General features: G+C 63.3%; 25 protein-coding genes and 1 pseudogene. 18 read left to right on the top strand and 8 right to left on the bottom strand.

Annotated elements, in window-relative coordinates:
* Positions 1 to 15 precede the first annotated feature (15 nt).
* Together C7T96_RS22095 and C7T96_RS22100 are read left to right on the top strand one after the other, a co-directional pair.
* Entirely contained in the window at positions 16 to 429 is a 414-nt protein-coding gene (locus C7T96_RS22095; protein ID WP_106573429.1) for a helix-turn-helix domain-containing protein, read from the top strand.
* Between the two features lie 67 nt (positions 430 to 496).
* Positions 497 to 1,009, top strand: a complete 513-nt coding sequence (locus tag C7T96_RS22100) for a hypothetical protein (protein ID WP_146149224.1) — start codon at positions 497 to 499, stop codon at positions 1,007 to 1,009.
* A 77-nt stretch (positions 1,010 to 1,086) separates the two neighbouring features.
* Here the strand turns inward: C7T96_RS22100 and C7T96_RS22105 are convergent, their stop codons facing one another.
* Entirely contained in the window at positions 1,087 to 1,551 is a 465-nt protein-coding gene (locus C7T96_RS22105; RefSeq protein ID WP_106573431.1) for a hypothetical protein, read from the bottom strand.
* Between the two features lie 11 nt (positions 1,552 to 1,562).
* Positions 1,563 to 1,964 carry a hypothetical protein gene (locus tag C7T96_RS22110; RefSeq protein WP_199190550.1) on the bottom strand — a complete coding sequence of 134 codons (402 nt, stop codon included), beginning with the start codon at positions 1,962 to 1,964 and terminating at the stop codon, positions 1,563 to 1,565.
* A 49-nt stretch (positions 1,965 to 2,013) separates the two neighbouring features.
* On the opposite strand from C7T96_RS22110, the gene C7T96_RS22115 reads away from it, so the two are divergent.
* From C7T96_RS22115 to C7T96_RS22140, 6 genes are all read left to right on the top strand, one after another.
* Positions 2,014 to 2,463 carry a helix-turn-helix domain-containing protein gene (locus C7T96_RS22115; protein WP_199190552.1) on the top strand — a complete coding sequence of 150 codons (450 nt, stop codon included), beginning with the start codon at positions 2,014 to 2,016 and terminating at the stop codon, positions 2,461 to 2,463.
* Entirely contained in the window at positions 2,460 to 2,792 is a 333-nt protein-coding gene (locus tag C7T96_RS22120; protein WP_106573433.1) for a YnfA family protein, read from the top strand. Before C7T96_RS22115 ends, C7T96_RS22120 begins: the two co-directional genes overlap by 4 nt.
* Before the next feature lie 317 nt (positions 2,793 to 3,109).
* Entirely contained in the window at positions 3,110 to 4,078 is a 969-nt protein-coding gene (locus C7T96_RS22125) for a DUF3991 and toprim domain-containing protein (RefSeq protein ID WP_106573434.1), read from the top strand.
* 124 nt (positions 4,079 to 4,202) lie between these two features.
* A complete protein-coding gene (locus C7T96_RS22130) occupies positions 4,203 to 4,802 on the top strand; it encodes a DUF1419 domain-containing protein (RefSeq protein WP_106573435.1) in 600 nt (199 codons plus the stop codon).
* 7 nt (positions 4,803 to 4,809) lie between these two features.
* A complete protein-coding gene (locus C7T96_RS22135) occupies positions 4,810 to 5,208 on the top strand; it encodes a DUF3085 domain-containing protein (protein ID WP_106573436.1) in 399 nt (132 codons plus the stop codon).
* Between the two features lie 86 nt (positions 5,209 to 5,294).
* Positions 5,295 to 10,367: an N-6 DNA methylase gene (locus tag C7T96_RS22140; protein WP_106573437.1), complete on the top strand. Its 5,073-nt coding sequence runs from the start codon at positions 5,295 to 5,297 to the stop codon at positions 10,365 to 10,367.
* A gap of 12 nt (positions 10,368 to 10,379) precedes the next feature.
* On the opposite strand, the gene C7T96_RS22145 is transcribed toward C7T96_RS22140, so the two are convergent.
* Entirely contained in the window at positions 10,380 to 10,880 is a 501-nt protein-coding gene (locus tag C7T96_RS22145) for an RES family NAD+ phosphorylase (protein ID WP_280951752.1), read from the bottom strand.
* Between the two features lie 2 nt (positions 10,881 to 10,882).
* Positions 10,883 to 11,233: an MbcA/ParS/Xre antitoxin family protein gene (locus C7T96_RS22150; RefSeq protein WP_106573438.1), complete on the bottom strand. Its 351-nt coding sequence runs from the start codon at positions 11,231 to 11,233 to the stop codon at positions 10,883 to 10,885.
* 391 nt (positions 11,234 to 11,624) lie between these two features.
* Here C7T96_RS22150 and C7T96_RS22155 point away from each other — a divergent pair, with 391 nt between their 5' ends.
* The 6 genes from C7T96_RS22155 to C7T96_RS22185 all read left to right on the top strand — a co-directional run bounded on the left by C7T96_RS22155 (position 11,625) and on the right by C7T96_RS22185 (position 17,164).
* A complete protein-coding gene (locus tag C7T96_RS22155) occupies positions 11,625 to 13,292 on the top strand; it encodes a ParB N-terminal domain-containing protein (RefSeq protein ID WP_106573439.1) in 1,668 nt (555 codons plus the stop codon).
* 91 nt (positions 13,293 to 13,383) lie between these two features.
* Complete coding sequence (locus C7T96_RS22160) at positions 13,384 to 13,857, top strand: hypothetical protein (RefSeq protein ID WP_106573440.1); 474 nt, start codon at positions 13,384 to 13,386, stop codon at positions 13,855 to 13,857.
* Positions 13,854 to 14,732, top strand: a complete 879-nt coding sequence (locus C7T96_RS22165; RefSeq protein ID WP_106573441.1) for a hypothetical protein — start codon at positions 13,854 to 13,856, stop codon at positions 14,730 to 14,732. The genes C7T96_RS22160 and C7T96_RS22165 overlap by 4 nt, the downstream gene beginning before the upstream one ends.
* Before the next feature lie 196 nt (positions 14,733 to 14,928).
* Positions 14,929 to 15,246: a hypothetical protein gene (locus C7T96_RS22175; RefSeq protein WP_199190554.1), complete on the top strand. Its 318-nt coding sequence runs from the start codon at positions 14,929 to 14,931 to the stop codon at positions 15,244 to 15,246.
* 502 nt (positions 15,247 to 15,748) lie between these two features.
* Positions 15,749 to 16,336 (top strand): hypothetical protein, encoded by a 588-nt coding sequence (locus tag C7T96_RS22180; protein ID WP_106573442.1) that lies wholly within the window; start codon positions 15,749 to 15,751, stop codon positions 16,334 to 16,336.
* Positions 16,337 to 16,558: 222 nt separating this feature from the next.
* Complete coding sequence (locus tag C7T96_RS22185) at positions 16,559 to 17,164, top strand: sce7726 family protein (RefSeq protein WP_106573456.1); 606 nt, start codon at positions 16,559 to 16,561, stop codon at positions 17,162 to 17,164.
* Here the strand turns inward: C7T96_RS22185 and C7T96_RS22190 are convergent.
* From C7T96_RS22190 to C7T96_RS22200, 3 genes are read right to left on the bottom strand one after another with little or no spacing between them, the layout of a single operon-like run.
* Positions 17,118 to 18,203 carry a beta family protein gene (locus tag C7T96_RS22190; protein WP_106573443.1) on the bottom strand — a complete coding sequence of 362 codons (1,086 nt, stop codon included), beginning with the start codon at positions 18,201 to 18,203 and terminating at the stop codon, positions 17,118 to 17,120. The two genes, C7T96_RS22185 and C7T96_RS22190, sit on opposite strands and share 47 nt — an antisense overlap.
* Complete coding sequence (locus C7T96_RS22195) at positions 18,190 to 19,467, bottom strand: XRE family transcriptional regulator (RefSeq protein WP_106573444.1); 1,278 nt, start codon at positions 19,465 to 19,467, stop codon at positions 18,190 to 18,192. The genes C7T96_RS22190 and C7T96_RS22195 overlap by 14 nt, the downstream gene beginning before the upstream one ends.
* Positions 19,464 to 19,862, bottom strand: coding sequence for a hypothetical protein (locus C7T96_RS22200; RefSeq protein WP_245414218.1), 399 nt, complete (start codon positions 19,860 to 19,862; stop codon positions 19,464 to 19,466). Before C7T96_RS22200 ends, C7T96_RS22195 begins: the two co-directional genes overlap by 4 nt.
* A gap of 356 nt (positions 19,863 to 20,218) precedes the next feature.
* Between C7T96_RS22200 and C7T96_RS22205 the strand changes: the two genes are divergently transcribed.
* The 4 genes from C7T96_RS22205 to C7T96_RS22220 all read left to right on the top strand — a co-directional run bounded on the left by C7T96_RS22205 (position 20,219) and on the right by C7T96_RS22220 (position 23,421).
* Positions 20,219 to 20,404, top strand: coding sequence for a hypothetical protein (locus C7T96_RS22205; RefSeq protein WP_106573446.1), 186 nt, complete (start codon positions 20,219 to 20,221; stop codon positions 20,402 to 20,404).
* A 234-nt stretch (positions 20,405 to 20,638) separates the two neighbouring features.
* Positions 20,639 to 21,571, top strand: coding sequence for a zincin-like metallopeptidase domain-containing protein (locus C7T96_RS22210; protein WP_106573447.1), 933 nt, complete (start codon positions 20,639 to 20,641; stop codon positions 21,569 to 21,571).
* Positions 21,571 to 22,512 (top strand): hypothetical protein, encoded by a 942-nt coding sequence (locus C7T96_RS22215; RefSeq protein WP_106573448.1) that lies wholly within the window; start codon positions 21,571 to 21,573, stop codon positions 22,510 to 22,512. The genes C7T96_RS22210 and C7T96_RS22215 overlap by 1 nt, the downstream gene beginning before the upstream one ends.
* Before the next feature lie 591 nt (positions 22,513 to 23,103).
* A complete protein-coding gene (locus C7T96_RS22220; RefSeq protein WP_106573449.1) occupies positions 23,104 to 23,421 on the top strand; it encodes a DUF736 domain-containing protein in 318 nt (105 codons plus the stop codon).
* Between the two features lie 69 nt (positions 23,422 to 23,490).
* On the opposite strand, the pseudogene C7T96_RS22225 reads toward C7T96_RS22220, so the two are convergent.
* Positions 23,491 to 23,592, bottom strand: a pseudogene (locus C7T96_RS22225) (IS5/IS1182 family transposase); the annotation flags it as partial.

A 23,592-nucleotide genomic window follows, 5' to 3' on the forward strand; every position in this document is an offset into this window, starting at 1 on the left:
GCTGTGAGACCTGCCATGCTGACGATTGGAGTCCTGTCCCGGCGCACGGGCGTCAAGATACCGACCATACGTTATTACGAGCAGATGGGCCTTCTGGCTCCACCCGAGCGCTCGGAAGGGAACCAGCGCCGGTACACTCCAGAGGAACGCGACCGCCTCGCATTCATCAAGCACGCCCGCGATCTCGGGCTGAAGATCGAGGCAATACGCGAGTTGATTGAACTCAGTGCACACCCGAACCGGCCGTGCGCCGATGCGGATCGGATAGCAGCAGAGCAGTTGCAGGCGGTGCGCGACAAGATCAACAGGCTTCGCCGATTGGAACGCGAACTGGCGCGAATCGCCGCCGGTTGCGAAGGCGAGCAGATCAAGGACTGCTACGTGTTCCGCGCGCTCGCCAGCCATGATCTGTGCGACGACGAGCACTAGCTTGGTTACTGTCTCCTTCACGGGGTTCGCCAGGTAGTAGGTCGCAGTAAGGGTACAAGTGACGCCCATGTCCGAACGAAGCTTCCGAATTGGCGGACTTCTTGTGATGCTGTGTTTGGCACCGCCCGGTGCCTTCGCTGCACCGGGACCCTTCGGTGTCTATCTCTGGTATCCCGGACCTGGCGTTCCCATGGACGCAGATTGTCGCGACCTGGTGGCCGAGGTCAAACCTTCCGTTGCCAAGGCGGAGGATTGGCTGTGGGGGAGAGTTCCGAACTTCGAGACGGACGAGCTCGAACTGTATCTCATCGTTACGCCAACTCGGATCGAGACGACCTATTCCGCCGAAGGTGATTACGATCGCGGGAGTGTGACCTGGACAGACAGCGAAGGAGGGGCATACCGGTTCACGCTCGTTCCGGATGAGCATCCCGAAACGAAAATAGCGGGAACGATCGTTTCGCCGCCGTCCACTCAGGTTACAACGCTGACCCTCAATGGCATTCCGGCGGATCGGGGTACAGTCGTCGAACGAATGACCTACTATTGCCGTTTTCCGGCGAGCGGACCGGCAATTTGAGCCGGCACGCTGGGTGGTCAGGCAACTTGAGTGACGGGGAGGCGGGTCCGACCCATGTCGGCTCACGACTTATATTGTCACGTTCCGCGGGCGCCACGAGCATCTTTTCCCGGCAGATACATGTGCAGCCCCCAAAGCAGCAATCCGAAGAGCAAATGAGGCACGAAGGATGCGACGATCAGTTTCGGGCTGATGGCCAGGCCGGCAAGGCCCCATCCGACGATAGGGAAGAACACCACCAGGATCACGATCCAAAGCACGGCGGCGAGACCCAACGCGGCCCAGACATCCCGACGGGGAAGATACCGTACAAACATCACCGACCAGAAGGTCACGTATGCTGTGTGAAACAGCAGCCCGATCGGCAGGGGCAAGGTCCGTCCGAGCGCGGTCTCCGCAAAAGCTAGCGAGGGCGGCTTCGGGAACGGCGATACACCGGCGGCTGTCAGTGCGAGCATCACCGCGGCGGTGAGAGCGGAAACGAGGATGCCGATCCCGATAGCTCTCAGCCAGGAACGTCCGGCGTGTTCAGTTGCAGCCATGATCGAGTCTCCTATGTGTCACGCGTTGCCGTGCAACCGCAACCTGCGCTGCCGGTTTCGCTCGGCAGGAATGGTTCAAAGACCGCGTCCAGCGCGTCGGCGGCGCTCTCGGGCGCCGCGATGGCGAGTGTCACGCTGTCATCCCCCACGTGGAGCTCGAATCCGAGAAAGGCGCAGCATTGCTGCTCCCGCCGTACCATCTCGCGCACCTGATCAGCATGGTCGCGTCGGTAGGTCAGGATCAATCGCAAGCCTTCGCGTTGCGCGTCCAGCAAGGCCGCTCGGTTGAGGTCAGCAATCCATGCGAGACGCTCCCTGAACGCGCCGCTCTCCAGCGAGCAGGCTATTGGAGCCTCCGCCGAAATGTCGGTATTTTCCATGACGATCCCTTTCAATTCACATTCGCCATCCATAACCTAGTCCTTCAAGTGACTTTAAGTTCAACCCTTTGGGATCATCCCGATGACATTCAGAATTGGCGACCTTGCCCGCTGCACCCGCACCAATCCGCCCACCATTCGCTATTACGAGGAGATCGGCCTGTTGCCGCCGGCCGACCGGCGTGATGGCGGCCAGCGGTGCTACGGGGAAGAGGATCGCCGTCGCCTGACCTTCATCCGTCAATGCCGCGAGTTCGGCTTCCCGATCGACCAGGTCCGCTCGCTAGTGGCGCTCACGCAGGACAGCGACCGCTCCTGCATGGAAGCGCGCGCCATCGCTGTCGACCATCTGGGCGCGGTGCGGGACAAGATCGCGGAATTGAGGAAGCTGCAGAGCAATCTCGCGGATTTCGTGCGCCGCTGCGACGCCGCCTGCGCCGGCGGCCCCGGACCTGATTGCACCATCCTTCACGACATGGCCGAACCTGTCGCCGGTGCCTCGCGGTCGCCGGAGCGGGAGCAACGCCAGTGAGCAAGACCGCCGTCGTCTATGCAGCCGCCGCCTTCTTCGAGATCGCCGGGTGTTTCAGCCTCTGGCTGTGGCTGCGCGAGGGAAAGACCCCATTGTGGATAGCGCCCGGTGCGATATCGCTCCTGTTGTTCGGCTGGCTGTTGACGCTGGTCGACACAAGCGCTGCCGGTCGAGCTTACGCCGCCTATGGCGGTGTCTATATCTGCGCGTCGCTTCTCTGGCTATGGACGATCGAAGGAGTGCGACCTGACCGATGGGATACGTTAGGCGCCGCCATCTGTCTGGTCGGCGCAACAGTAATCCTGTTCGGACCGCGAACGGCTTCCTGAACTCGACGGCTCTTGCATTCTCAAGCTGCTTGAAGGTTCAGAATCGCACTTTGCCCGGAATTCCAGGACCATTCGGAGATGCAGCGCAGAGGAAGAGAGACGCAGCGGTTGACGTGCGGGTCTAGGTGCCGCTTGCGCGCTGCGCCCGGCAAGGGAGGCTTCGCCGCGGCAGGCCAGATCGGTCCGCCCCTGCAAATCTGCCGGGTTGCCCGCCGCGCCCTTGCCCGTCTTGCTCTTCGCGGCATGCCGATCCTCGTTCCGGCAGAGACTGGGAGCGGGAATCGGATAAGAGGAGCGCGCGAAGGCGCAGGCGAGACATGGAAAAAGCAGACCTGGAAGAGCTGAGAAGAAAGGTGCCCTGCAGCGCCGTGCTGGAGGACGCGGGGTTCGCGCTCGATCTCAAGGAGAGCAGCCGCAAGGCGATGAAGTATCGCCGCGCCAGCGAGATCATCATCGTGATCCATGACGGCAAGGGCTGGTTCGATCCCTTGTCCGATGCGAAGGGCGACATCTTCTCCCTGGTGGAACATCTCGACGGCGTTCCTTTTGCCGCCGCGCTCCATGTCGTTGCCGAACTGGTCGGCTTTGTCCCGACCGAACCGGTCTGGACACGCGAGGCCAGGGACCGCGCGCCCGACTTGACGATCATGGAACGCTGGCGGGTCCGGCGCCAACCATGGCCCGGCTCGGCGACATGGCGTTATCTCCGCGACACGCGCCACATCCCTGAGCGTGTTATCCGGAAGGCCATTGCCGGGAACCTCCTGCGCGAAGGCCCGAAGGGTAGCATGTGGGCCGGCCACACCGATTCCGCCGGTGAGGTGACCGGCTGGGAGGAGCGCGGTCCCGATTGGCGCGGCTTCGCGACCGGCGGCGCCAAGACGCTGTTCCGTCTTGGCCGGCCCGATGCGCTCCGGCTCTGTGTGACAGAGGCGGCGATCGACGCCATGAGCCTGGCCGCGATCGAGGACATTCGATCAGACACACTATATCTGAGCACCGGCGGCGGCTGGGCGCCGGCCACGGCGGAAGCCCTTCGAACATACTCCCACCGGACGGGCGCCCATCTTGTGGCGGCCACCGACAACAACGCGCAGGGCGAGATATACGCCAGCCGTCTGCGAGACCTCGCTGCGGAGGCAGGATGCGGTTTCGAGCGGATGTGTCCGCTGGCGGAAGACTGGAACTCGGAATTGGGGAGGAACCAGGAATCGAGTGGGAAGGATAGGAAGGACGGCTGCCGCATGCCCGCCGGCCGCCTCAAGGGTGACGCTTCGCCCGGCTGACGCCGGCCCTTGACCCGGCCGAACGGAGAGGCGGCCGCTTGAGTGGGGTCCGGAAGGGCTGAAGACGATGGCGACGTCGAGAGGATGAGCCGCGCTCCAGCCCCGGAGGCCAAGGAGCCCACCCATGACCCTCTCTCCCATCCGCAAGATCTATTTCGGGATAGCCGATCGCCGGCAGATGTTCCGTCTGTTCGATCGCCACGCCCAGCGCCCGAACCGCTGGCAGAACGACGATGGCGCCCTGTACGCGGGCGAATGGTTCGAGATCGCCCGGCCCGAGCACGATTACATGCTCGATATCCTGCCGCCGCTCTGGATGGGTGGTGAGATGTTCGCCCTGGGCGAATTCCTGACCGGCAGCATCACCAGCGTGTTCTACGCGCTGCGCATCAATGGGGCGGACCGCTACTTCCATGCATATTGCGATCTCGCCCGGCCGGGTTCGCCGGTCGAGATGCGCGACGCCATCGTCGAGCGGGAGCGCCGCTCGGTCAAGGCGATGACCCGCGAGGAGCGGATCGAGCATATCTGGAGCGCCACCGAGGACCGGTATCGCGGCTATGCCGGGGCGGGTTATCCGCCCGAGCATCGGGGCAAGCGCACCGTCATCGTCTATGGCAGGCATGGAAGCAGCTTAGCGCTGCTGGATCATCTGACCGACGCGCAAATCTCGGAGAAGCTCCCGGTTCATCTGCGCCACCTGCCGTTCGCCGAGGCCGCGTGAGGCCGCCATGTTCACCTTCCCGATCATGGCCGTGCGCAAGGTCATCGCGCGCGGGGAAGCCGACGCGGCCGCCAATGGCGGCTTCCGCGACCCCTATTACGGCTTGAAACCCGGCCAGGGCGAAAAGCCCGGCCTGTGGCTCGTTGGCGACGAGGGCGTCTACATCATCTCCAACGGCAAGCTCGCCGATGGGCAGAGGCCGCTCGTCCTCTATTCCGCCGAATGCCATCCGAAGGGCAATCCGGACTGGTGGGACTACAAGCGCCGGCATTTCGGTGGCGATGACGGCATCGAATTCATCGACGCCGACCTGCTGATCCCGAGCTTCAACCGGAACTTCGGCGCCACCCATCTGAGGGTGCAGCTCACCGAGCACGACATCTCGTTCGCGCTGATCACCTGCTGATCCCATCCCGAATCTGTCGCGAGCGTCGCGTCACCGGTCATCCCGGCGGCGGGCGGGCGTGCACCCCAACACACGGAGAACAATCCATGCCCAATGACGACCCCTTCACGCTCGATCTTTTTGGCAACACCTCCCGTTCATCCGGCCTCGGTCTTGGCGTCACCGCGTTCGGCACGACGATCGAACCGCCGGAGGAACACGAGGACGACGCGTCGGAAGTGCCGCTGCCCGTGGCTTCACAACGCCCCGGCAAGACCGCGGACAATGAACGCGGCGAGAATTTCCTTCTCGCCGGCGATCGCGGTCTGGCCCGTGGCTGGAGACAACGCGCCAAGGACAATATCGCCGCCATCGCGCTCGCCCAGACGATCGAATCCGAAGCCCGTCCGGCAACGGTCGAGGAACAGGCGGCGCTCATCAGGTTCACCGGGTTCGGCGCCTCGGAGCTGGCCAACTCGGTGTTCCGGCGCCCGGGCGAGGAGGCGTTTCGAAAGGACTGGCAGGAGATCGGCGCCGATCTGCAGGATGTCACCTCTGAGCAGGAATACGCTTCGCTCGCCCGCTGCACGCAATATGCGCATTTTACGCCGGAGTTCATCGTCCGCGCCATCTGGTTGGGCTTGCTGCGGCTTGGCTGGCGCGGCGGCCGGGTGCTCGAACCTGGCATCGGCACGGGACTGTTTCCTGCCCTGATGCCCGAGGACCTGCGCCCGGTCACCCATGTCACCGGCATCGAGCTCGATCCGGTCACGGCGCGCATCGCCCGTCTGCTCCAGCCCCGCGCCCGGATCGTCAATGGCGATTTCGCCCATACGGACCTGCCGGCGCATTTCGATCTGGCGATCGGCAATCCGCCCTTTTCCGATCGCACGGTGCGTTCGGACCGGGCGTATCGCGGCTTTGGTCTGCGGCTGCACGACTATTTCATCGTCAAGGCGATCGACCGGCTGAAGCCCGGCGGGCTTGCGGCTTTCGTCACCTCCAGCGGCACCATGGACAAGGCCGATGCAGCCGCCCGGGATACGATCGCCAGTCAGGCCGATCTTGTCGCTGCCATCCGCCTACCGGAGGGCAGTTTCCGGGCCGAAGCCGGCACGAACGTGGTGGTCGACATCCTCTTTTTCCGGAAGCGCGGGCCTGACGACGCCGAGGGCGACATGTCCTGGCTGGAAACAGAAGAGGTCCGGCCTGCAACCGAGGATGAGGGCCCTATCCGGGTCAATCGCTGGTTCGCGCAGCATCCCGATCACGTGTTGGGAATCCATGCCACGACGTCCGGACCATACGGCGAAACCTATACCTGCCTGCCGCAGCCCCATGTTGATCTGGAGCAGGCCCTTGGCGCCGCCATCCATCTTCTTGCGGAAGCGATCTATGACGGCGAGGCGGAAACCGACGCCGGCGATGCCCACGAATTCGATAAGCCTGAAGGGCAGGGCATCCGCGAGGGCAGCTTCTTTATCCGCAAGAACCAGGCACTGATGCAGATGCGCGACGGTGAACCCGTCACCATCACGGTGCGCAAGGGCCGTACCGCAGAAGGCGTCTCCGACAAACAGGCCAGGGTCATCCGAAAACTGATCCCGATCCGCGACGCCGTGCGGGAGGTCCTTAAGGCTCAGGAGCTCGATCAGCCCTTCAAGCAGCACCAGGTCAGGCTGCGCATTGCGTGGTCGAATTTCGTGCGCACCTTCGGTCCGGTCAATTCCACCACCGTGTCGGTGAAGGAGGATCTTGAGACCGGCGAAGTCCGCGAAACGCACCGTCGTCCCAATCTCCAGCCCTTCCTCGACGACCCCGATTGCTGGCTCGTTGCCTCGATCGAGGATTACGACCTCGAGACGAACACGGCGCGCCCGGGTCCCATCTTCACCGAGCGGGTGATCGCTCCGCCCTCGGCGCCGGTCATCGCTTCAGCCGCCGATGCGCTGGCCGTGGTGCTCAACGAGCGCGGTCATGTCGATATCGATCACATTGCCGAGCTCATGCATACCGACGTGGACACCGTCATCGCCGAGCTGGGTGACGCCGTTTTCCGCGAACCCGAGACCGGGTCCTGGCAGACCGCCGACGCCTATCTCTCGGGGAAGGTGCGCGACAAGCTCAGGGCGGCGGAAGCCGCTTCCGCCCTCGACCCGGTGTTTGAACGCAATGTCAGGGCGCTGCGTGATGTCCAGCCCGCCGACCTGAGCCCGTCCGATATCACGGCGCGACTGGGTGGCCCCTGGATTCCCGCCACCGACATTGTCGCCTTCGTCAAGGAGATGATGGGCGTGGAAATCAAGATCCGCCACATGCCCGAGCTTGCCTCCTGGACGGTCGAGGCGCGCCAGCTTGGGTATGCCGCCGCCGGGACCTCGGAATGGGGCACGGATCGGCGGCACGCCGGCGAACTTCTCGCCGATGCGCTCAACAGCCGGGTGCCGCAGATCTTCGATACGGTGAGGGAGAGCGACAGCGAAAAGCGCGTCCTCAATGTGGTCGACACCGAGGCGGCCAAGGAGAAGCTCACAAAGATCAAGACGGCCTTCCAAACCTGGATCTGGTCCGATCCCGAACGGACCGACCGGCTTGCCCGGGACTACAACGAGCAGTTCAACAACATCGCCCCGCGAAAATTCAACGGCGATCACCTTCAGCTTCCAGGCGCCTCGGGCGCCTTTTCTCTTTATGGGCACCAGAAACGCGGCATCTGGCGCATCATCTCGGCGGGTTCGACCTATCTCGCCCACGCCGTCGGCGCTGGCAAGACCATGACGATGGCGGCGGCAGTCATGGAGCAGAAGCGGCTCGGGCTGATCGCCAAGGCGATGCTGGTCGTTCCCGGTCACTGCCTCGCGCAGGCGGCGCGCGAGTTCCTGGCGCTCTACCCGACCGCCCGCATCCTCGTTGCCGACGAAACCAACTTCACCAAGGACAAGCGACATCTCTTCCTCGCCCGCGCCGCCACGGCCAATTGGGATGCGATCATCATCACCCATTCGGCGTTCAGGTTCATCTCCATTCCGTCCGCCTTCGAGCAGCAGATGATCCAGGACGAGTTGGAGCTTTACGAAGACCTGCTGACCAAGGTCGACGGCGACGACCGCGTGTCGCGCAAGCGGCTTGAGCGGCTGAAGGAGGGGCTCAAGGAACGGCTCGAAGCGCCCGCGACACGCAAGGACGATCTTCTGACCATATCCGAACTCGGCATCGATCAGATCATCGTCGACGAGGCCCAGGAGTTCCGCAAGCTCTCCTTTGCCACCAACATGTCGAGCTTGAAGGGAGTCGATCCGAACGGCTCGCAGCGGGCGTGGGACCTCTACGTCAAGTCCCGCTTCGTTGAAACCAAGAACCCCGGCAGTGCGCTGGTGCTGGCCTCGGGCACCCCGATCACCAACACGCTCGGCGAGATGTTCTCGGTGCAGCGCTTTCTCGGCATCGAGGCGCTGAAGGAGCGTGGTCTGCACGAGTTCGACGCCTGGGCCTCGACCTTCGGCGATGTGACGACCGAACTCGAGCTTCAGCCCTCGGGCAAATACAAGCCGGTCACGCGCTTTGCCACCTTCGTCAACGTGCCCGAGCTCATCGCCATGTTCCGTTCCTTTGCGGACGTCGTGCTGCCCGAGGACTTGCGCCAGTATGTGAAGGTGCCGGCGGTCTCGACCGGCAAGCGGCAGATCAGGACCTCCAGGCCGTCCGCCGCCTTCAAACGCTACCAGACCGTGCTCGACGCCCGCATCAAGGCGATCGAGGAACGGGAGGGACCGGCGCAGCCCGGAGACGACATCCTGTTGTCGGTGATCACCGACGGCCGCCACGCCGCGATCGATCTGCGCCTGGTCGACCCCGACAATGGAGACGAGCCCGACAACAAGCTCAACGACTTGATCGGCAACGCCTTCCGCATCTGGGCGGAAACCTCACAGAACACCTATCGCAAGCCCGATGGCGATTGCTTTGAGCTGCCCGGTGCTGCGCAGATGATCTTCTCCGATCTCGGCACGATCAGCGTGGAAAAGAGCAGGGGATTCTCTGCCTATCGCTGGATCCGGGACGAGCTTCTGCGCAGGGGCGTACCGGCGTCGGAGATCGCCTTCATGCAGGATTACCGACGCGCGCAGGCCAAGCAGCGCCTGTTCGGTGACGTCAATGCCGGCAAGGTCCGGTTCCTGATCGGCTCGTCGGAAACCATGGGCACCGGCGTCAACGCTCAGCTGCGCCTCAAGGCGCTGCATCACCTTGACGTGCCGTGGCTGCCCTCGCAGATCGAGCAGCGTGAGGGACGCATCGGCCGGCAGGGCAATCAGCATGACGAGATCGATATCTTCGCCTATGCGACGGAGGGCTCGCTCGATGCCACCATGTGGCAGAACAACGAGCGCAAGGCCCGCTTCATCGCCGCGGCACTTTCCGGCGACACCTCGATCCGCAGGCTCGAGGACATGGGCGAGGGCCAGGCCAACCAGTTCGCGATGGCCAAGGCGATCGCGTCGGGCGACCCGCGCCTGATGCAGAAGGCCGGGCTCGAAGCCGATATCGCCCGGCTGGAGCGCTTGCGCGCCGCCCATATGGACGATCAGCATGCGGTCCGCCGTCAGATCCGCGAGGCCGAACGCGACATCGAGGTTGCGACCCGCCGCATCGCCGACATCGGCATAGACATCGACCGGCGTCTCCCGACCGTGGGCGAGGCCTTCGCCATGACGGTCGCCGGCAGTTCCTTTTCCGAGCGCAAACCCGCCGGCAGGGCGCTGATGAAGGAGATCCTCACCATGGTCCAGCTCCAGCAGGACGGTGATACCGCAATCGCCTCGATCGGCGGCTTCGACGTCGAATTCTCCGGCGAGCGGGTCGGTGCGGATGGATATCGCTATACGACCATGCTGATGCGCACCGGTGCCGAACACGAAATCGAACTTCCAGTCACGACGACACCGCTCGGCGCGGTCTCCAGGCTCGATCACGCGCTTTCGGGATTCGAGGACGAGCGGCTCCGGTATCGCCAGCGTCTGGCGGACGCCGAGCGCAGGCTCGCCTCCTACCGCGCTCGCCAGGGCGAAGCCTTCGCCTTTGCGGGAGAGCTTAAAGACAAGCGCCGGCAACTGGCCGAGATCGAAAAGGATCTGGCCGACGATGTTGTCGCCAACGCGCCAGGTGTCGATAAGGCTGCATGACGCGCGTTGCGCTCAGCCCAACCGATCCTCATCATCGATCAGCTCCAGGCGGGACGGGCCACTCGCACTCCATTTCCAGAGCACCAGATTTTTGTCGTCCGGACCGGCTCCCTTGGCGAAACTGCGAACGAGCAGTCCGTTGTAGCCTTCCGAAATCAGGTTGCGCGCGAAACGCTGTGTGCGTGCCTCACCTGTCTTGATCATCTGATCACGCCAGGTCGGATCTGCCAGTGAGCCTTCGTCAAGACCTGCCGCCTTAAGGGCCGCCGTATCTGCGGCGTCGAAGACCATTTCGATCTCGGCGCGGTAACAGACCAACGTCGTCGGCTGCAGATCGCCTACTTGATTGGACTCCCTCAGAGCGGTCAGCACAGATGTCGAGGTGTAAAGGGCCGGAACACCCTTCGGATTGAAGCGGCCGCCATAGCGTTCCGCGCCGCGCCCCGACATCGGTTCGCGCGCGAAGACCGGATTGATTGCCCGGTAGAGCTTTCCGGAATAAGTGAACGCCACGATCAGGCGTGAACGCCGGCGTCGACGGCATCGATGAAATCGAGAACCTCTTCGGCCCGACCGTCGCGAACCAGCTGCATGGCCGTCTGCCCGGAAAATCCCGGCAACGGCTCGGACCGATACCAGGCGTAGGCCATCAGTGCGGAGCCGAAACGCGGTTCGACCTTGTTGACGATCTCCACCATTTCGCGCAGGCGGCGCTGTGTCTTGTCCGAGCGTACCCGATCCTTGCGCTGGATCGCGTCCTTGCCAAGGCCGACCGTGCGCGCAATCTCTTCGCTCGTCGTGCGAAAGACGGTTGCGATCTTGTTCGGCGCGAACATCCCGTGATCTGAGTATTGTGCGAGATTCATTCTGTCGCCTTATCCATTGCCAGTGTTTCTGGCGCAGTATAGCGTCAATATCAACGGCGTTCAAGTGTCACGCTCTGCATGCCGGCGAGTTGGTGATGTGTCGTGCGCCAAGCGGTGACGGGTAAAACAGGATAGCAGGGAAAGGCAGGGGGAAAGAGTCCCTCGCAGAGCGGCCAGCCCGCTGGCGGTTTCACCTCAACCGCGCCGCTCGCGATCCCGGCCCGTCGGTCGTCGCGATGGCTCACGAGCCATGCTCGCCCTGCCGGACAGGGATGCTCGGCCGCAGTTGCACCGGCCCGTCCGCTCCGCGGGCCGGGGGATGTCTTCGGGAAGAAGACGAAAAAGGGACCGGCGCGGTGCCGGGTTCCCGAACCCCGAAAGGAGCATCCCGATGGAAATCAAGCTCGTCGATCCGCGCGCGCTCGTCGAAAACCCCGACAAGGCCCGCCGCTCGAAATCCAATCCCCAGGCCGATGCGCTGCTGCTCGCAACGATCAAGGCGGTCGGCATCGTGCAGCCGCCCGTCGTGGCGCCTCAGGCCGATGGCGGCAACGGTTTTGTCATCCAGGCCGGGCATCGCCGCGTCAAACAGGCGATCGCCGCCGGTCTCGAAGAGATCGCGGTCATCGTCGGAGAAGCCGCCGAGGATGGTGGCGCCATGCGTTCGCTCGTTGAAACGCTCGCCCATGAAGGGCTCAATCCGGTCGACCAGTGGCGCGCGATCGAGCGCCTCGTCGCCATCGGCTGGACCGAGGAGGCGATCGCCGTGGCGCTCGCGCTTTCGGTCCGCCAGATCCGAAAGCTGCGGTTGCTCGCCAATGTGTTGCCGGCCATGCTCGATCATATGGCCAAGGGCGACATGCCCAACGAAAGCCAGCTCCGCACGATCGCGGCCACCTCGCTCGAGGAGCAGAAGGAGGTCTGGAAGGCGCACAAGCCCAGTAAGGGCGATCCCCAGGTTTCCTGGTGGAGCGTGGCCAACGGCCTTTCCAAGACCCGCATGTATGCGCGCGACGCGAGTTTCGATGACGAACTCGCTCGGGCCTATGGCATTTCCTGGGTCGAGGACCTGTTCGCCCCCGCCGACGAGGACAGCCGCTACACCACCGATGTCGAGGCCTATCTCGGTGCCCAGCAGGAGTGGATGACGCGGAACCTGCCCAAGAAGGGCGTCATCACCGAGGCCAATACATGGGGCCAGCCGGAGCTGCCCAAGAAGGCCGAGCGGGTCTACGGCAAGCCGAAGAAGTCCGATCACTCCGCCATGTATCTCGATCGCGACGGCAAGGTGCAGACCGTTCACTTCCGCATGCCGGAGCCGAAAGCAGCCAAGGGCACGGGATCTTCGGGCGAGGATGCCGTCGTGATGCCCAAGACGCGGCCTGACGTCACCCGCAAGGGCATCGAGATGATCGGCGACTTCCGCACGGACGCCCTTCATGAGGCGCTCGGCCGCGCCCCGATCGAGGACGACACGCTGATGGCCCTGCTGGTCCTCGCCTTCGCCGGCCAGAATGTCAGGGTCGACTCCGCCAATGGAGGTGGAGACGATTATTACTGTGGCAATCGACGGATCGCGCGTCACGCGGCGGCACTTTTCGACACCGAGGGCAATCTCTCCTTCGACATGGAGACCCTGCGCGTCGCGGTTCGCTCCATGCTGATCGAGGTGCTCTCCTGCCGGGAGAACCGGACCAATAGCGGCATCGTGGCCCGCGCTGCCGGCGATGTGATCGGCGCCGACGGCTTTCTGCCGAACATGGGCACGGAGGAATTTCTGTCCTGCCTGTCGCGCTCCGCCCTCGAAGCCTCGTGCGAAGGCACATCCGTCCTGCCCCGGGCCCGGGTCAAGGATACGCGGGCGGCGCTGGTCGAGGCGTTCAACGAGCAGAGCTTCGTTCATCCCTCGGCGTTCTTCGCGCCCGACCGCGAAGCGCTTGGCGCATGGCTCGCCTCCAACGCGGTTACCGAGGAGGACGAGGAGCCGGGCGGCACGGATGCCGAACCCGTCGACCCGGACCAGGACGCCAGCGAAGGGTTCCGCGAGGCCGCCGAATAGCCCCACCACACTTCTCTTTCGAATGCCTGATCCGCCGCCGGTTCACCCCGGCGGCGCTTTCGTTTTCACCATCCAGAACAGGAGGACATCCATGTCCGCGCAATTGATTTTTGACCACGTGCCGCTGGGCGCGATCATCCGCTATTCCGACGGCACCCCAAACCCCCCCGAACGCCATCGGCGCAAGCTTCGGGCCTGGGAAAGTCGCAACAACACCGGCCGGCTCGTCAGGAAACAGGCCGGCACGCGCGTCGGCGAGACCACAATACCGGCCGCGATCACGCTTCATGAGGGCGATTTCGGCAGCAAGGCGGTGATCGTGCTCAGGGTCTTCAAGACCTTTTCGGTCGATAGCGACCTCGCCTTCACGGTAGTCGAACGGCCCGCCATCGGCTCCGTCCTCGTGCTCGACCGCCCCGGCGATGAGGCCGAGCTCGTCCATGTCGCGGCCAACCGTCAGGCCGCCGATGAATGGTTGTCGCGGCACGGCTATCCAAATGCCGTGCTCCGTGAGGTAACCGCGGACATGGCTGCGGCCGATCAGGTCGAGGGGAGGGCGGCATGACCCGTGATCAGCCATCGCACCCTCGGCCGGGTGGAACGCCGGGCCAGTCGGGGGCTCATTTCGGCATCAGTGCTGAAGGATTTCCCGTGGCGCGCGTCGATGACACTGTCTTTGCCATGCTGCCGGGGCGCGTCGGCCAGTATTTTCTCGCCACATGCTGGTGCGCGCGCCGGCCGCTGGCGGAACTCACCCGCAATGACTTCTACGGGCATGGTGGCCAACTCGCGGACGAGGCGGAATTCAGGGCAAAGGTGCTCGAGCAGGCCGAGCACAATCGCGAAAAGCGCGCGCTCGGTCGCCGGGAAATCCGCTCCCGCGCCCATACGCCATGGGGACCCTCGCAGGGCGCGACGGTCTTTGCCGAGGGCATCGTCTGCCATTCGACGGCCGGACACGGCGGTTTCCATCTCTCCGCCGACCGCAATGCCAGTGTCGACTTCCGGCTCCAAAAAAGGGACGGCTGGTACGAGGAAGACGCCGAATGGGCGATCGTTGCGATCACCTACCCGCATCTGTTCACCGGGTTCGAACGGCGGTGTGCCGAGCAAACCCTGAAGGACTCCTGGCCGGACGCCTGGGAGGCGATCTTCGGAACCGTTCTGCGGCCCGGCGAATCCCGTGAGAAGGATCGCCGGGCATTTGAGGCGCGGCATAGGGGGGACTGGGTTGTCGTCTCGGCAATCAGCTCAGAGCACCACGATGGTTTCGTTGAGGTGGTCGCCACATTGGGTGGAGGCCGTGGCGAGGGTATCGAGCGCCAGCGCTTTCTGGTCCCGGCCGGCGAGTACGAGGTTGGACGTTTCGGCTTCGTCGTCGATCCGGCGCGCCACGCATCCTATGGCGGGCCGTCGAGCTTTGTCGCCGGGGGGAGGTGATGTCCATCCCATGGAAAGCGATCGCGGTCCGCTTCGGCTGGCGGGCTGCGTTCGGGATGGAAGGCCCACATCCCCGTCTTGTCGTCCGACACACGCGCCATCGCCATCGCTTCACAGGCGCCGATGCCTGGAAGCGCGCGGTGCTCGACTCGATCCGAGCGCCACGCTTCAATCATCCAGCACGGAGACCCAACCGATGACCACCTTTCTCGTCGCGGTACACATCCTCGTCGACACGCAGGCCGCCAGTCCCCGTTCGGCCGTCGCAGCGGCTTTGGAGAACCAGTTCGACCGTTGTGCAGAAGCTGTTCCGGCGGCCGGCACGATAGTCGATTGGGCCGTCGCCGGCGAAGACCTCGCCGCATCGATGGTACCTGTCGTGATTCCGGCCGACTACACGCCGGGAGCAACACCGTTTCCCGAATGGAGCACCGCGCGAGAGCCAAGCGCGGACAAACGATTCGGATCTGCCCGTCCAGGCCCCGATCCCGCATGCAAGGCGCCGGTCAGCTGATACCTTCCATACGTCGAAGGAACTGACTCGATCGATGCATTGTGACGGAAGCTCGCTCGTCGGGCGTGTGCGACCGCCATCCTCAGGAGGAATTGTGAGGACAGCAGTGTTCGGCCGCAAGATGCCGGGATGTCCAGCCTGTCGGGATGACGGGCGTGCTGTCCGGTCATCATCATTTCCTTCATGGGGCAGCTTCGGTGGAACGCCACCCCCTGCCGGCCTCCCGTCGGTTTTGGCTTCGGTCCTAAACCGGCGGCCGGAGCCTTCAAGGCCGCTGGCGCGCCGCGGAGCGGCCATGCGCACCAGCCTCGGCAAACCAGCCTCGCGGGACCGCGCGAGGGCAGTGAGCCCTGCTTGCCCGCAAGGCTGGTCCGCTCGGCTCTGGTCCGCACGGACCCTGAAGCCTCCTCCTTCCGCCGGTTTTTCTGGACCGCGCCCGAAGGGAGGGCCGGCAGGGGCCGGCTCGAGCCTTCGGCCAGACCGTGAAGGAAAGGAATCTCACATGACCAGAACCGCTCGTTCCAGCCGTCAATCCAGCAAGGTGGTCCAGCTCCGCAAGGGCGCCTCCCTCGAAATGGTCCGCCTCGCCTGTCCCGACAGCGCCCAGGCATCGCTCATCTCCGAAAGCTTCGGCCTCCCCGTCATCGACAGCGACGGTATCCGCGAACTCCATCGCAAGATCATCATCGACACGGCCGACTCCTTGAACGAAGGCCTCGGCGAACGGGCCATGCAGATCCATCTCCAGCGGATCGTAGGCTCCTATGTCGGTTCAGCCCACGGCGCCGGGCAGTTCTATTCCCGGTCGGTCTCGGAAGCCCGCGACGCCACGGCCAGAAACGCCAACGACGACCGCGACGCGGACCTCGACGGTCCTGTTGGTTTCGACAGCGCCGCCCAGCGCAAGCGCGAGTTCGCGGCCGACATGGGTATTCAGGCCCACGCGCTCCGCTGCGCCGCCGAAGGCGTGGTGGCTGCCTACGAAGAGGTCGTCGGCGAAGCCTGGAAGCCCTTCGAACGCCATGTCGAAAATCCCGGCCAGACCGTCGATCGCAAGGCGGCCGAAATGCAGATGGCCGCCCTTGGCTGAACGGCTCGGGCGGAGCTCCGGCTCCGCCCGTTCGGTTCGATAGCTGCCTTCCCGCGAGAGATTGCTACGACAATAAGCATTCGGCCAGAACAGCGGTCTTCAGGGTCGAGCTCGATCGGCGTGCACATCGCTGGTGACGCCCCCGAGAAATGTCAGGTGAGTTAGAATGCCACCTTGGCACAAAGCAGAACTTCCGGCAGAAAGTGGGCTGGGGGGATGACGATGGCGGCCATGACAAAGTTGGGAACGACAGACGCAGACATTCGCACTGCGCTACATGCCAAACGATTGCGGCGCGCCAAATCTCATCCCGATACGCTCGTGATCGACGAACTGGGCCTTGCGCACGCCCGAAGTCGTATCGACGTGGCCGTCATCAACGGCTGTATCCACGGCTATGAAATCAAGAGCGCCAAGGACAACCTGGACCGGTTCGCGACGCAGATCGACATCTACCGCCAGACGCTACAAAAGCTCTCACTCGTCGCTGCGCCGAAGCATGTCGCAAGCATCATGCGTCACGCCCCCGAATGGTGCGGCGTGATCGTGGCGGAGCAGGGACCACGAGGCGGTATCAGCTTTCATGTATTGCGAAACGCCATCGCCAATCCCGAGATCGATCCGGTCATGATGGCGCATCTTCTCTGGCGCGATGAAGTCATCGAACTCTTGGGCCAGGCAGGATATGCGCCGAAGGACCTCCGGCGGCCGAGAAGGCAGCTTTACGAGATGCTATGTGAAGCCATGAGCTTGCGCGAGATCACCGCCTCCATTCGCACTTTCATGGCGCAGCGCCAAGCGTGGCGAGATCGTCCAGCACACGCGTGATGTGGTGGTTGATCGCCACCTCCTTCCACCGCGTCTGATTGCTCGGTCCTTCCTTATGAACCGCGCATCTTGCGATATATTCATCGCCGCTTGAATAGCCGGCACCGTCGAACTTTCCCGACGCTACGATTGACGCGCAGTGACCATGCATCTGTGCACGATTGTCGTTGAATGCCCCGCCCTTGCGCACCTCCCAAGCCGACGACGTCGTATAGACGAGCTTTCCGGCCGCCTTGATCATGCGCATATCCAACGCCTTGAATTCTGGATGGACGATCGTGTAGTCGCCGTAGTTCGGCTGGCGAACGCCGGCTGGCATCTTGCCGAGCAGCGCCCGATAGAAGAGCCAGTCGTGACGCGGGAGCTGGTCGGCGCCCTTGGCAACATCCTTGAACGTTTCCGGTATCGCCGTGCCGATCACGACGAAATTGCGGAAGGCATGCAGATCCCCAAGCTTTTGCATTGCCGCAATGAGCGCGCCAGCAAAAGCATTGTAGGGCTCAAAATTCGGTGCGCCGAGATCGATAATGAGGTCAACTTCGTCGAGCGATACACCAAGCGCTGCGGTCAAAGCCTCGATGCGCATTCGCGCATGGGGCTTCATCAGATCCTCCAGCCGAACTGTGATAGCCGCTCCAAGGTCATCGGTCGCAACGATTCCTGCAACCGATGCGACCATGGCTGAGGAGGCATCGAGAGGAACGGCGGGCATCGCATTTGCCTGGAATGTCCGCATGGCTTCGAACACGTATGTGAAGATGTCGCGGCCGTCGCCCATGGGGTTGCCGGAAATACTGGGATGCACGCCTACCCACGCTGGCCGTTGCCCCCACTTGGCCTTGAAGCGAGCGGCGAACGGATGCACATGCTCCTGAACCGTCTTCTTCGGCTGCCACAACTCGAAATCGAATTCGACTTCTGGAATCGTGACATAGGGCACGATACGGTCCTTGGCGACGGCGGCAAGGCGGGCGAGCGCCTGGTATTCGCCCTGACGCCACCGCAACGCCGGAACATACATATCCTCAGTCAAGATCATCGCTCGCCTCCTCTAGCTGCGAGCGCACCTGGTCCCGACCAACCAGATTGTTCAGGATGGTGTAGTTGCCGCGCTCCTTCCTGATGCGCCCCGCGATGATGCTCGGATCGATCCCGATCGTCTCCGCGTCGATCCTCACCGCCTCTTCCGAAAGGGCGAAGCGGGACAGACACTGATCCCACAATGCTTCCGGTATCAGCGCGTCGAGTGCGAATTTGTCAGCCTGCGCCTCGATCGCATCACCGTCATTGCCGTCCTCTTCGTCGAAGAAGTCGAACCGCAAACCGTCGAAGAGGTGCAGGAAGACATGACCGAGCTCATGCAACAGCACAAACCAGAAATTATCCAGTCGATCATAGCGTAGCGTAAGGCCCACAACTGGTGTCTCACCATCAGCGAGCATGGCAGCGCCGTCCAAATACGACCCTGGCAGGTGACGCTCGACGACGAGAACGATGCCTTTCTCTGCCAACAGATCGCGGGCACGCTTCGGCCCGTCCTTCCTTTTCGTGAGATGCACCAGTTCCGGCAGCCACCGGTCATCGAGTTCGAACGTCCCGATCTCTTCTGCTTCGATCTTGCTACGCGCGCGCTCAAGAATGCGCGCCTGCCACGCGAGTAGGGCGTATTCGTTCGGCACGTTTCCGCTGCGCATCTTCTTGCGATGGAAGACTGTCGCGAATTGCGGTCCGGCCGCGTGCAGGAAGTACTCCTTGACGCGCTCGATCGGGTTTGCGCCGCGGGGCAGATCAAACCACCTGCGTTTGATCATCTCCTTGTTGGGAAACTGCCCCCAGACGATATCATCGGCATCACCCCACGCGAACACGGATCCGCCAGCCTGCCTCGGTCCCTCAAAACTTCCCGACGCCTTCACACCGAGCGTCTTCGAAATCTCGATCAGCCGCCCAAGGCTTGCGCCCATGTAGTCGGTCGCCTCGTAGCGCTGCACCTGTTGCGGCTTCATGCCAAGTCTCTGGGCGAGGTCCGTTTGACTCATTCCGGAGGCAATTCGTGCCTGCACCAGCACATGCGGCAATTCTTCAAGCGCATAGGTTTTCGAGAACGAGACCTGGCCGGATTTCAGCAGATCGTATTCAGCAAGCTCCGCCTCTATATCGGCGATTTGGCTTTCGAGCCCATCAATTTCCGCCTGCTTGAGCCAATGCTGATCCGATGCGCGCGCTTTCGCAGCAGCAAGGGCGTCTTGCAACTTGGCTAGTTGGGCACTCGATACGCCATACTGTTTGTCGCTGTAAATCATGGCTGCACCTTCCCGGAGAGAAGCGGATCGGCCGAAAGCGAAATGGCGATGATCCCTTTGTGTTTTCCTGTGAAACGATCCAGTTGGAAAAAATCGACGAATGCCCGCCCGACATCCGCGCACATCATCGAGGACGGAAAGAACTCGCCCTTGAATGCCGCTTTCTGCCCTGCCCGACCGTTCGAAAATTCCAGGAACACGGGATCAAGCTTGGCCGGATTGACCCCGATAGGGTCCCAGCATGCATCGAAGTCGCCAGGCCTCGGCTTGCCTGTCACATAGCTCCCGTCGAGATATATCATCGCACATCCCGCCAATCGCAGCTTGCCGGAGGCGAGAACGAGCCCCTCGAAAAGCTCCCGCCGCCAAACGTTCGTTGCGAAAGCAGTCGCCACGTCCTCCAAACTCGCCGCGTGCATCCCGGCGGGCAGTGTAGGCCACGGAGAGCCGGGCAATTGGACGAGGGCAGGAATCATCGTTACAACAATAATGTTGTATCAGACGAAAAGCAAGCCCGGCTTCCCCCTCGAGAACGCGCAACACGGGCTTCAAGTCCCGGGGAGGGTCAATCCCGCTCTTCAGGGATGGCATTCCTGGTGCGGCCGCGGAACTTCCACGATCAACCCGTAAAGGGTCCGCTAGCAAGGCTGCGGCCGTTTGGCTGACGCCTGCACGGTGATCGCGTCCGCGTGCCGCACACTGACGGAGCCATCAGAGCGGGAATTGGCCCGCTCCAACGATGGAGCCTCGGATGTCGCACGATCTTTCACTCGCTCAGAAACACGCTTGGAGACTCGCCCGCACCCTGATGACCCCGGTGGTCCTCTTCCAGTCCGACGACGCATATGGGGTGCTGCCCGCCGACGAAGTCGACGACGCCGAGGTCGACATCCTCTTCGAATACGATCCCTACACCGGTGGACACGCGGTTCACTGAACCGGCTCTCGGTTCACTTTCCGCAGCGGCGGCGCCAGGCGTCGCCGCGCTTGTCTCGTCCTCCCGCAGCCCGTCCCGGTCGGTGGCCTGGGCAGAGCCGGCCGCGCCGGCAACGGCTTGCGCCGTCCTCCCCTTCGGTCCGGCCCTGCGGGTGCAGGCGCGCCCTGAAGCTCCGCCTGAACCGGCCCCGTGACGGGGCCGCGATCGGCGCGGCCTCCAGAAACGGAGGTTGTAATGAGCAGGAAAGAAAAGGGCGCGAAGACCGATATCTACGCGCGCATAACGCAAAAGATCGTTGCCGATCTGGAGAAGGGCGTGCGGCCGTGGGTGAAACCCTGGAGCGTCGGCCATGTCGACGGCCGGATCACCCGGCCGCTGCGCCACACCGGTGAACCATACACCGGCATCAACGTCCTGTTGCTGTGGTCGGAGAGCCTGGCGCGCGGGTTCACCGCGCCGCTCTGGATGACCTATCGGCAGGCGGCTCAGATCGGCGCACAAGTCCGCAAGGGCGAAACCGGCGCGACGGTCGTCTATGCGAGCCGGTTCACGAAAACCGAGACTGACGCGCAGGGCGAGGAATTGGAGCGCGATATTCCGTTCCTCAAAACGTACACCGTCTTCAATTGCGATCAGATCGACGGGCTTCCCGATCACTATTACCACCGACCCGAGAAGGTCATCGATCCTGTCGAGCGGATCGAACATGCCGACCGGTTCTTCGCCAGTACCGGGGCCGTGATCCGGCATGGCGGCGCCCGGGCCTTCTACGCGCCGGCAAGCGATCACATCCAGATGCCGCCCTTCGAGGCCTTCCGGGATGCTGAATCCTACGTCGCGGTGCTCAGTCACGAAACAGTCCATTGGACCTCGAGGCCCGAGCGGGTTGGCCGCGATCTGAGCCGCTACGCCAGGGACAAGTCCGAGCGCGCGCGTGAAGAGCTCGTCGCGGAGATTGGTTCGGCGCTGGTTTGTGCCGACCTCGGCATCGTTCCCGAGCTTGAACCGCGGCCGGACCATGCGTCGTATGTGGCGAGCTGGTTGCGGGTCCTTTCCGACGACCGAAAGGCAATCTTTCAGGCCGCCGCCCATGCGCAACGGGCCGTGACCTACCTGCACGGTCTGCAGCCCTCCGCCACCGGCACGGGACAGTTGGAGGCGGCCTGATGCTTTCCTTTTCGAATGCTGCTGCGGAGGGCATCGAGCCCTCCACCATCCGGCTGCGCGTGCTATCGCTCGGCGCCGGCGTCCAATCGACCACCCTGGCGCTGATGGCCGCCCATGGCGAGATCAGCCCGATGCCCGATTGCGCCATATTCGCCGATACTGGCTGGGAACCGAAGGCGGTCTATGACCATCTCAACTGGCTGCGATCGCCCAACGTCCTGCCGTTTCCCGTCCATGTCGTTTCGGCGGGCAACATACGTGATCAGCTCATGCGAGCCGCAAAGGGTAAACGCTGGGCGTCGATTCCAGCGTTCGCCAAAACCGTCACCCCGGTGGGATCCGCCGTGCCGGTATTCGACGAGGATGCGGCCGGTGCGCTCGTCGAGGTCTCCACACGGCGCACAACACGCGACACGGTTTCCATCGGCATGATCCGGCGTCAATGCACCACGGATTTCAAGATCGTGCCGATCCGGCGGAAAGTCAGGGAGCTTGCGGGGCTGACCCGGAAGCGCTCGCCCGGCCATGCCGTTGTCGAGCAATGGATCGGAATCTCGTGCGATGAGATCATGCGCGTGAAGCCGAGCCGCGAAACCTGGCAGGTCAACCGCTGGCCGTTGATCGAGATGTGCATGAGCCGGCGGGACTGCCTCGCCTGGCTGCGCCGCCACGATTACCCTCAACCGCCGAAATCTGCCTGCATGGGGTGTCCATTTCACGACAACGCACGCTGGCGCGCCATGCGCGATCATGATGCCGATGCCTGGTTCGATGCGGTCGAGGTCGATCGAGCCATCCGGACGGGTTTGCGTGGAATTCGGGGAGAGGTCTTTCTCCATCGGTCCGCCGTCCCACTTGACGAAGCCGATCTGTCGACGCTGTCCGACCACGGGCAACTCGACCTGTGGCCGAACGAGTGCGAGGGCATGTGCGGTGTCTAGGCAGCCTTCGATCCTTCCGATTGCAGTCCGGTCGCGGGATGTCGTGGGCTTCGGGCTGGCGGCTTCGAGCGGATGCCAGAAGCGGACTCTGCCGAAGCTGGCTGATCAGCGAAGGACGGTAAGGGCGATGGTTATGTTCTTGGGCCGACTGCTCACGGGCACCCCTCGTCGTGCGCGCGGGAACGAGCGAATAGAGCCTGTTTGAAGGCGTGGCAGCCTGCCGTGAAGGAGGCCAGCGTCAAGCGCGCGATTGATCCCACCGACGGATGTCGCGAAAGCGCAATGGCTCCGGGCCCGGGCGCCATGGTCGTGTTCCCTTCACCTCGATGTCTGGGAGCTCGCCCGGCGCGGTCTCGATGGGGCATGTCTGACCGGGAAACGGCTCCACCTCGCCCGGCGTTTCGCAACGCCCGTCCAGAACTTTCTTCCCCTGCGAACTGACGTTCGCATTCCTCGCGAACCAAGAAAGTTCCTCCCGGCCGTCCTCCATTTCATTTCGGCCTTCCAGGTGCGCGCCGGTCGTTCCCGATCTTTTCGACAGCCATCGAGACCGCGATGGGCGCGGCTCGGAACTTCGAAAGGAACACGACAATGGCTAACATCGGCACCTTCACCACGACCAAGACCGGCTTCACCGGCCAGATCAAGACCCTCGCACTCAACGTCAAGGCCCGCTTCGAGCGCGTCGAAAACCCCTCCGAGAACGGACCGCACTTTCGTATCTACTCGAATGCAGTTGAGCTAGGTGCGGCGTGGCAGAAACAGGCCAAGCAGACCGAACGCGACTACCTTTCGGTCAAGCTGGACGACCCGAGCTTCCCGGCTCCGATCTACGCCACCCTGATCGAGGTGGAAGGCCAGGAAGGCGTGCAGCTCATCTGGTCCCGCCCCAACGGCAATCGGGACTGACGAGGTCCCAAACGGCTCCGCCGAGAAGGCGGGGCCGTTTCTGCGTCGACTAGGCTCAGGACTCATTGATCAAAGCCAGAAGATGACGGTGGCTGCGATGCAGATGGCGGAGAAGAAGGTGTGGGCACACCGGTCATAGCGTGTTGCGATACGCCGCCAGTCCTTGAGTTT

This window comes from Nitratireductor sp. StC3, from assembly GCF_003015025.1.
GTDB classification, from domain to species: Bacteria; Pseudomonadota; Alphaproteobacteria; order Rhizobiales; family Rhizobiaceae; genus Mangrovimarina; species Mangrovimarina alexandrii.

Coding starts and splice junctions, on each gene's coding strand:
- C7T96_RS22095 (WP_106573429.1), top strand. CDS start 16: ATGCTGACGATTGGAGTCCTGTCCCGGCGCACGGGCGTCAAGATACCG.
- C7T96_RS22100 (WP_146149224.1), top strand. CDS start 497: ATGTCCGAACGAAGCTTCCGAATTGGCGGACTTCTTGTGATGCTGTGT.
- C7T96_RS22105 (WP_106573431.1), bottom strand. CDS start 1,551: ATGGCTGCAACTGAACACGCCGGACGTTCCTGGCTGAGAGCTATCGGG.
- C7T96_RS22110 (WP_199190550.1), bottom strand. CDS start 1,964: ATGGATGGCGAATGTGAATTGAAAGGGATCGTCATGGAAAATACCGAC.
- C7T96_RS22115 (WP_199190552.1), top strand. CDS start 2,014: ATGACATTCAGAATTGGCGACCTTGCCCGCTGCACCCGCACCAATCCG.
- C7T96_RS22125 (WP_106573434.1), top strand. CDS start 3,110: ATGGAAAAAGCAGACCTGGAAGAGCTGAGAAGAAAGGTGCCCTGCAGC.
- C7T96_RS22130 (WP_106573435.1), top strand. CDS start 4,203: ATGACCCTCTCTCCCATCCGCAAGATCTATTTCGGGATAGCCGATCGC.
- C7T96_RS22135 (WP_106573436.1), top strand. CDS start 4,810: ATGTTCACCTTCCCGATCATGGCCGTGCGCAAGGTCATCGCGCGCGGG.
- C7T96_RS22140 (WP_106573437.1), top strand. CDS start 5,295: ATGCCCAATGACGACCCCTTCACGCTCGATCTTTTTGGCAACACCTCC.
- C7T96_RS22150 (WP_106573438.1), bottom strand. CDS start 11,233: ATGAATCTCGCACAATACTCAGATCACGGGATGTTCGCGCCGAACAAG.
- C7T96_RS22155 (WP_106573439.1), top strand. CDS start 11,625: ATGGAAATCAAGCTCGTCGATCCGCGCGCGCTCGTCGAAAACCCCGAC.
- C7T96_RS22160 (WP_106573440.1), top strand. CDS start 13,384: ATGTCCGCGCAATTGATTTTTGACCACGTGCCGCTGGGCGCGATCATC.
- C7T96_RS22165 (WP_106573441.1), top strand. CDS start 13,854: ATGACCCGTGATCAGCCATCGCACCCTCGGCCGGGTGGAACGCCGGGC.
- C7T96_RS22175 (WP_199190554.1), top strand. CDS start 14,929: ATGACCACCTTTCTCGTCGCGGTACACATCCTCGTCGACACGCAGGCC.
- C7T96_RS22180 (WP_106573442.1), top strand. CDS start 15,749: ATGACCAGAACCGCTCGTTCCAGCCGTCAATCCAGCAAGGTGGTCCAG.
- C7T96_RS22185 (WP_106573456.1), top strand. CDS start 16,559: ATGGCGGCCATGACAAAGTTGGGAACGACAGACGCAGACATTCGCACT.
- C7T96_RS22190 (WP_106573443.1), bottom strand. CDS start 18,203: ATGATCTTGACTGAGGATATGTATGTTCCGGCGTTGCGGTGGCGTCAG.
- C7T96_RS22195 (WP_106573444.1), bottom strand. CDS start 19,467: ATGATTTACAGCGACAAACAGTATGGCGTATCGAGTGCCCAACTAGCC.
- C7T96_RS22205 (WP_106573446.1), top strand. CDS start 20,219: ATGTCGCACGATCTTTCACTCGCTCAGAAACACGCTTGGAGACTCGCC.
- C7T96_RS22210 (WP_106573447.1), top strand. CDS start 20,639: ATGAGCAGGAAAGAAAAGGGCGCGAAGACCGATATCTACGCGCGCATA.
- C7T96_RS22215 (WP_106573448.1), top strand. CDS start 21,571: ATGCTTTCCTTTTCGAATGCTGCTGCGGAGGGCATCGAGCCCTCCACC.
- C7T96_RS22220 (WP_106573449.1), top strand. CDS start 23,104: ATGGCTAACATCGGCACCTTCACCACGACCAAGACCGGCTTCACCGGC.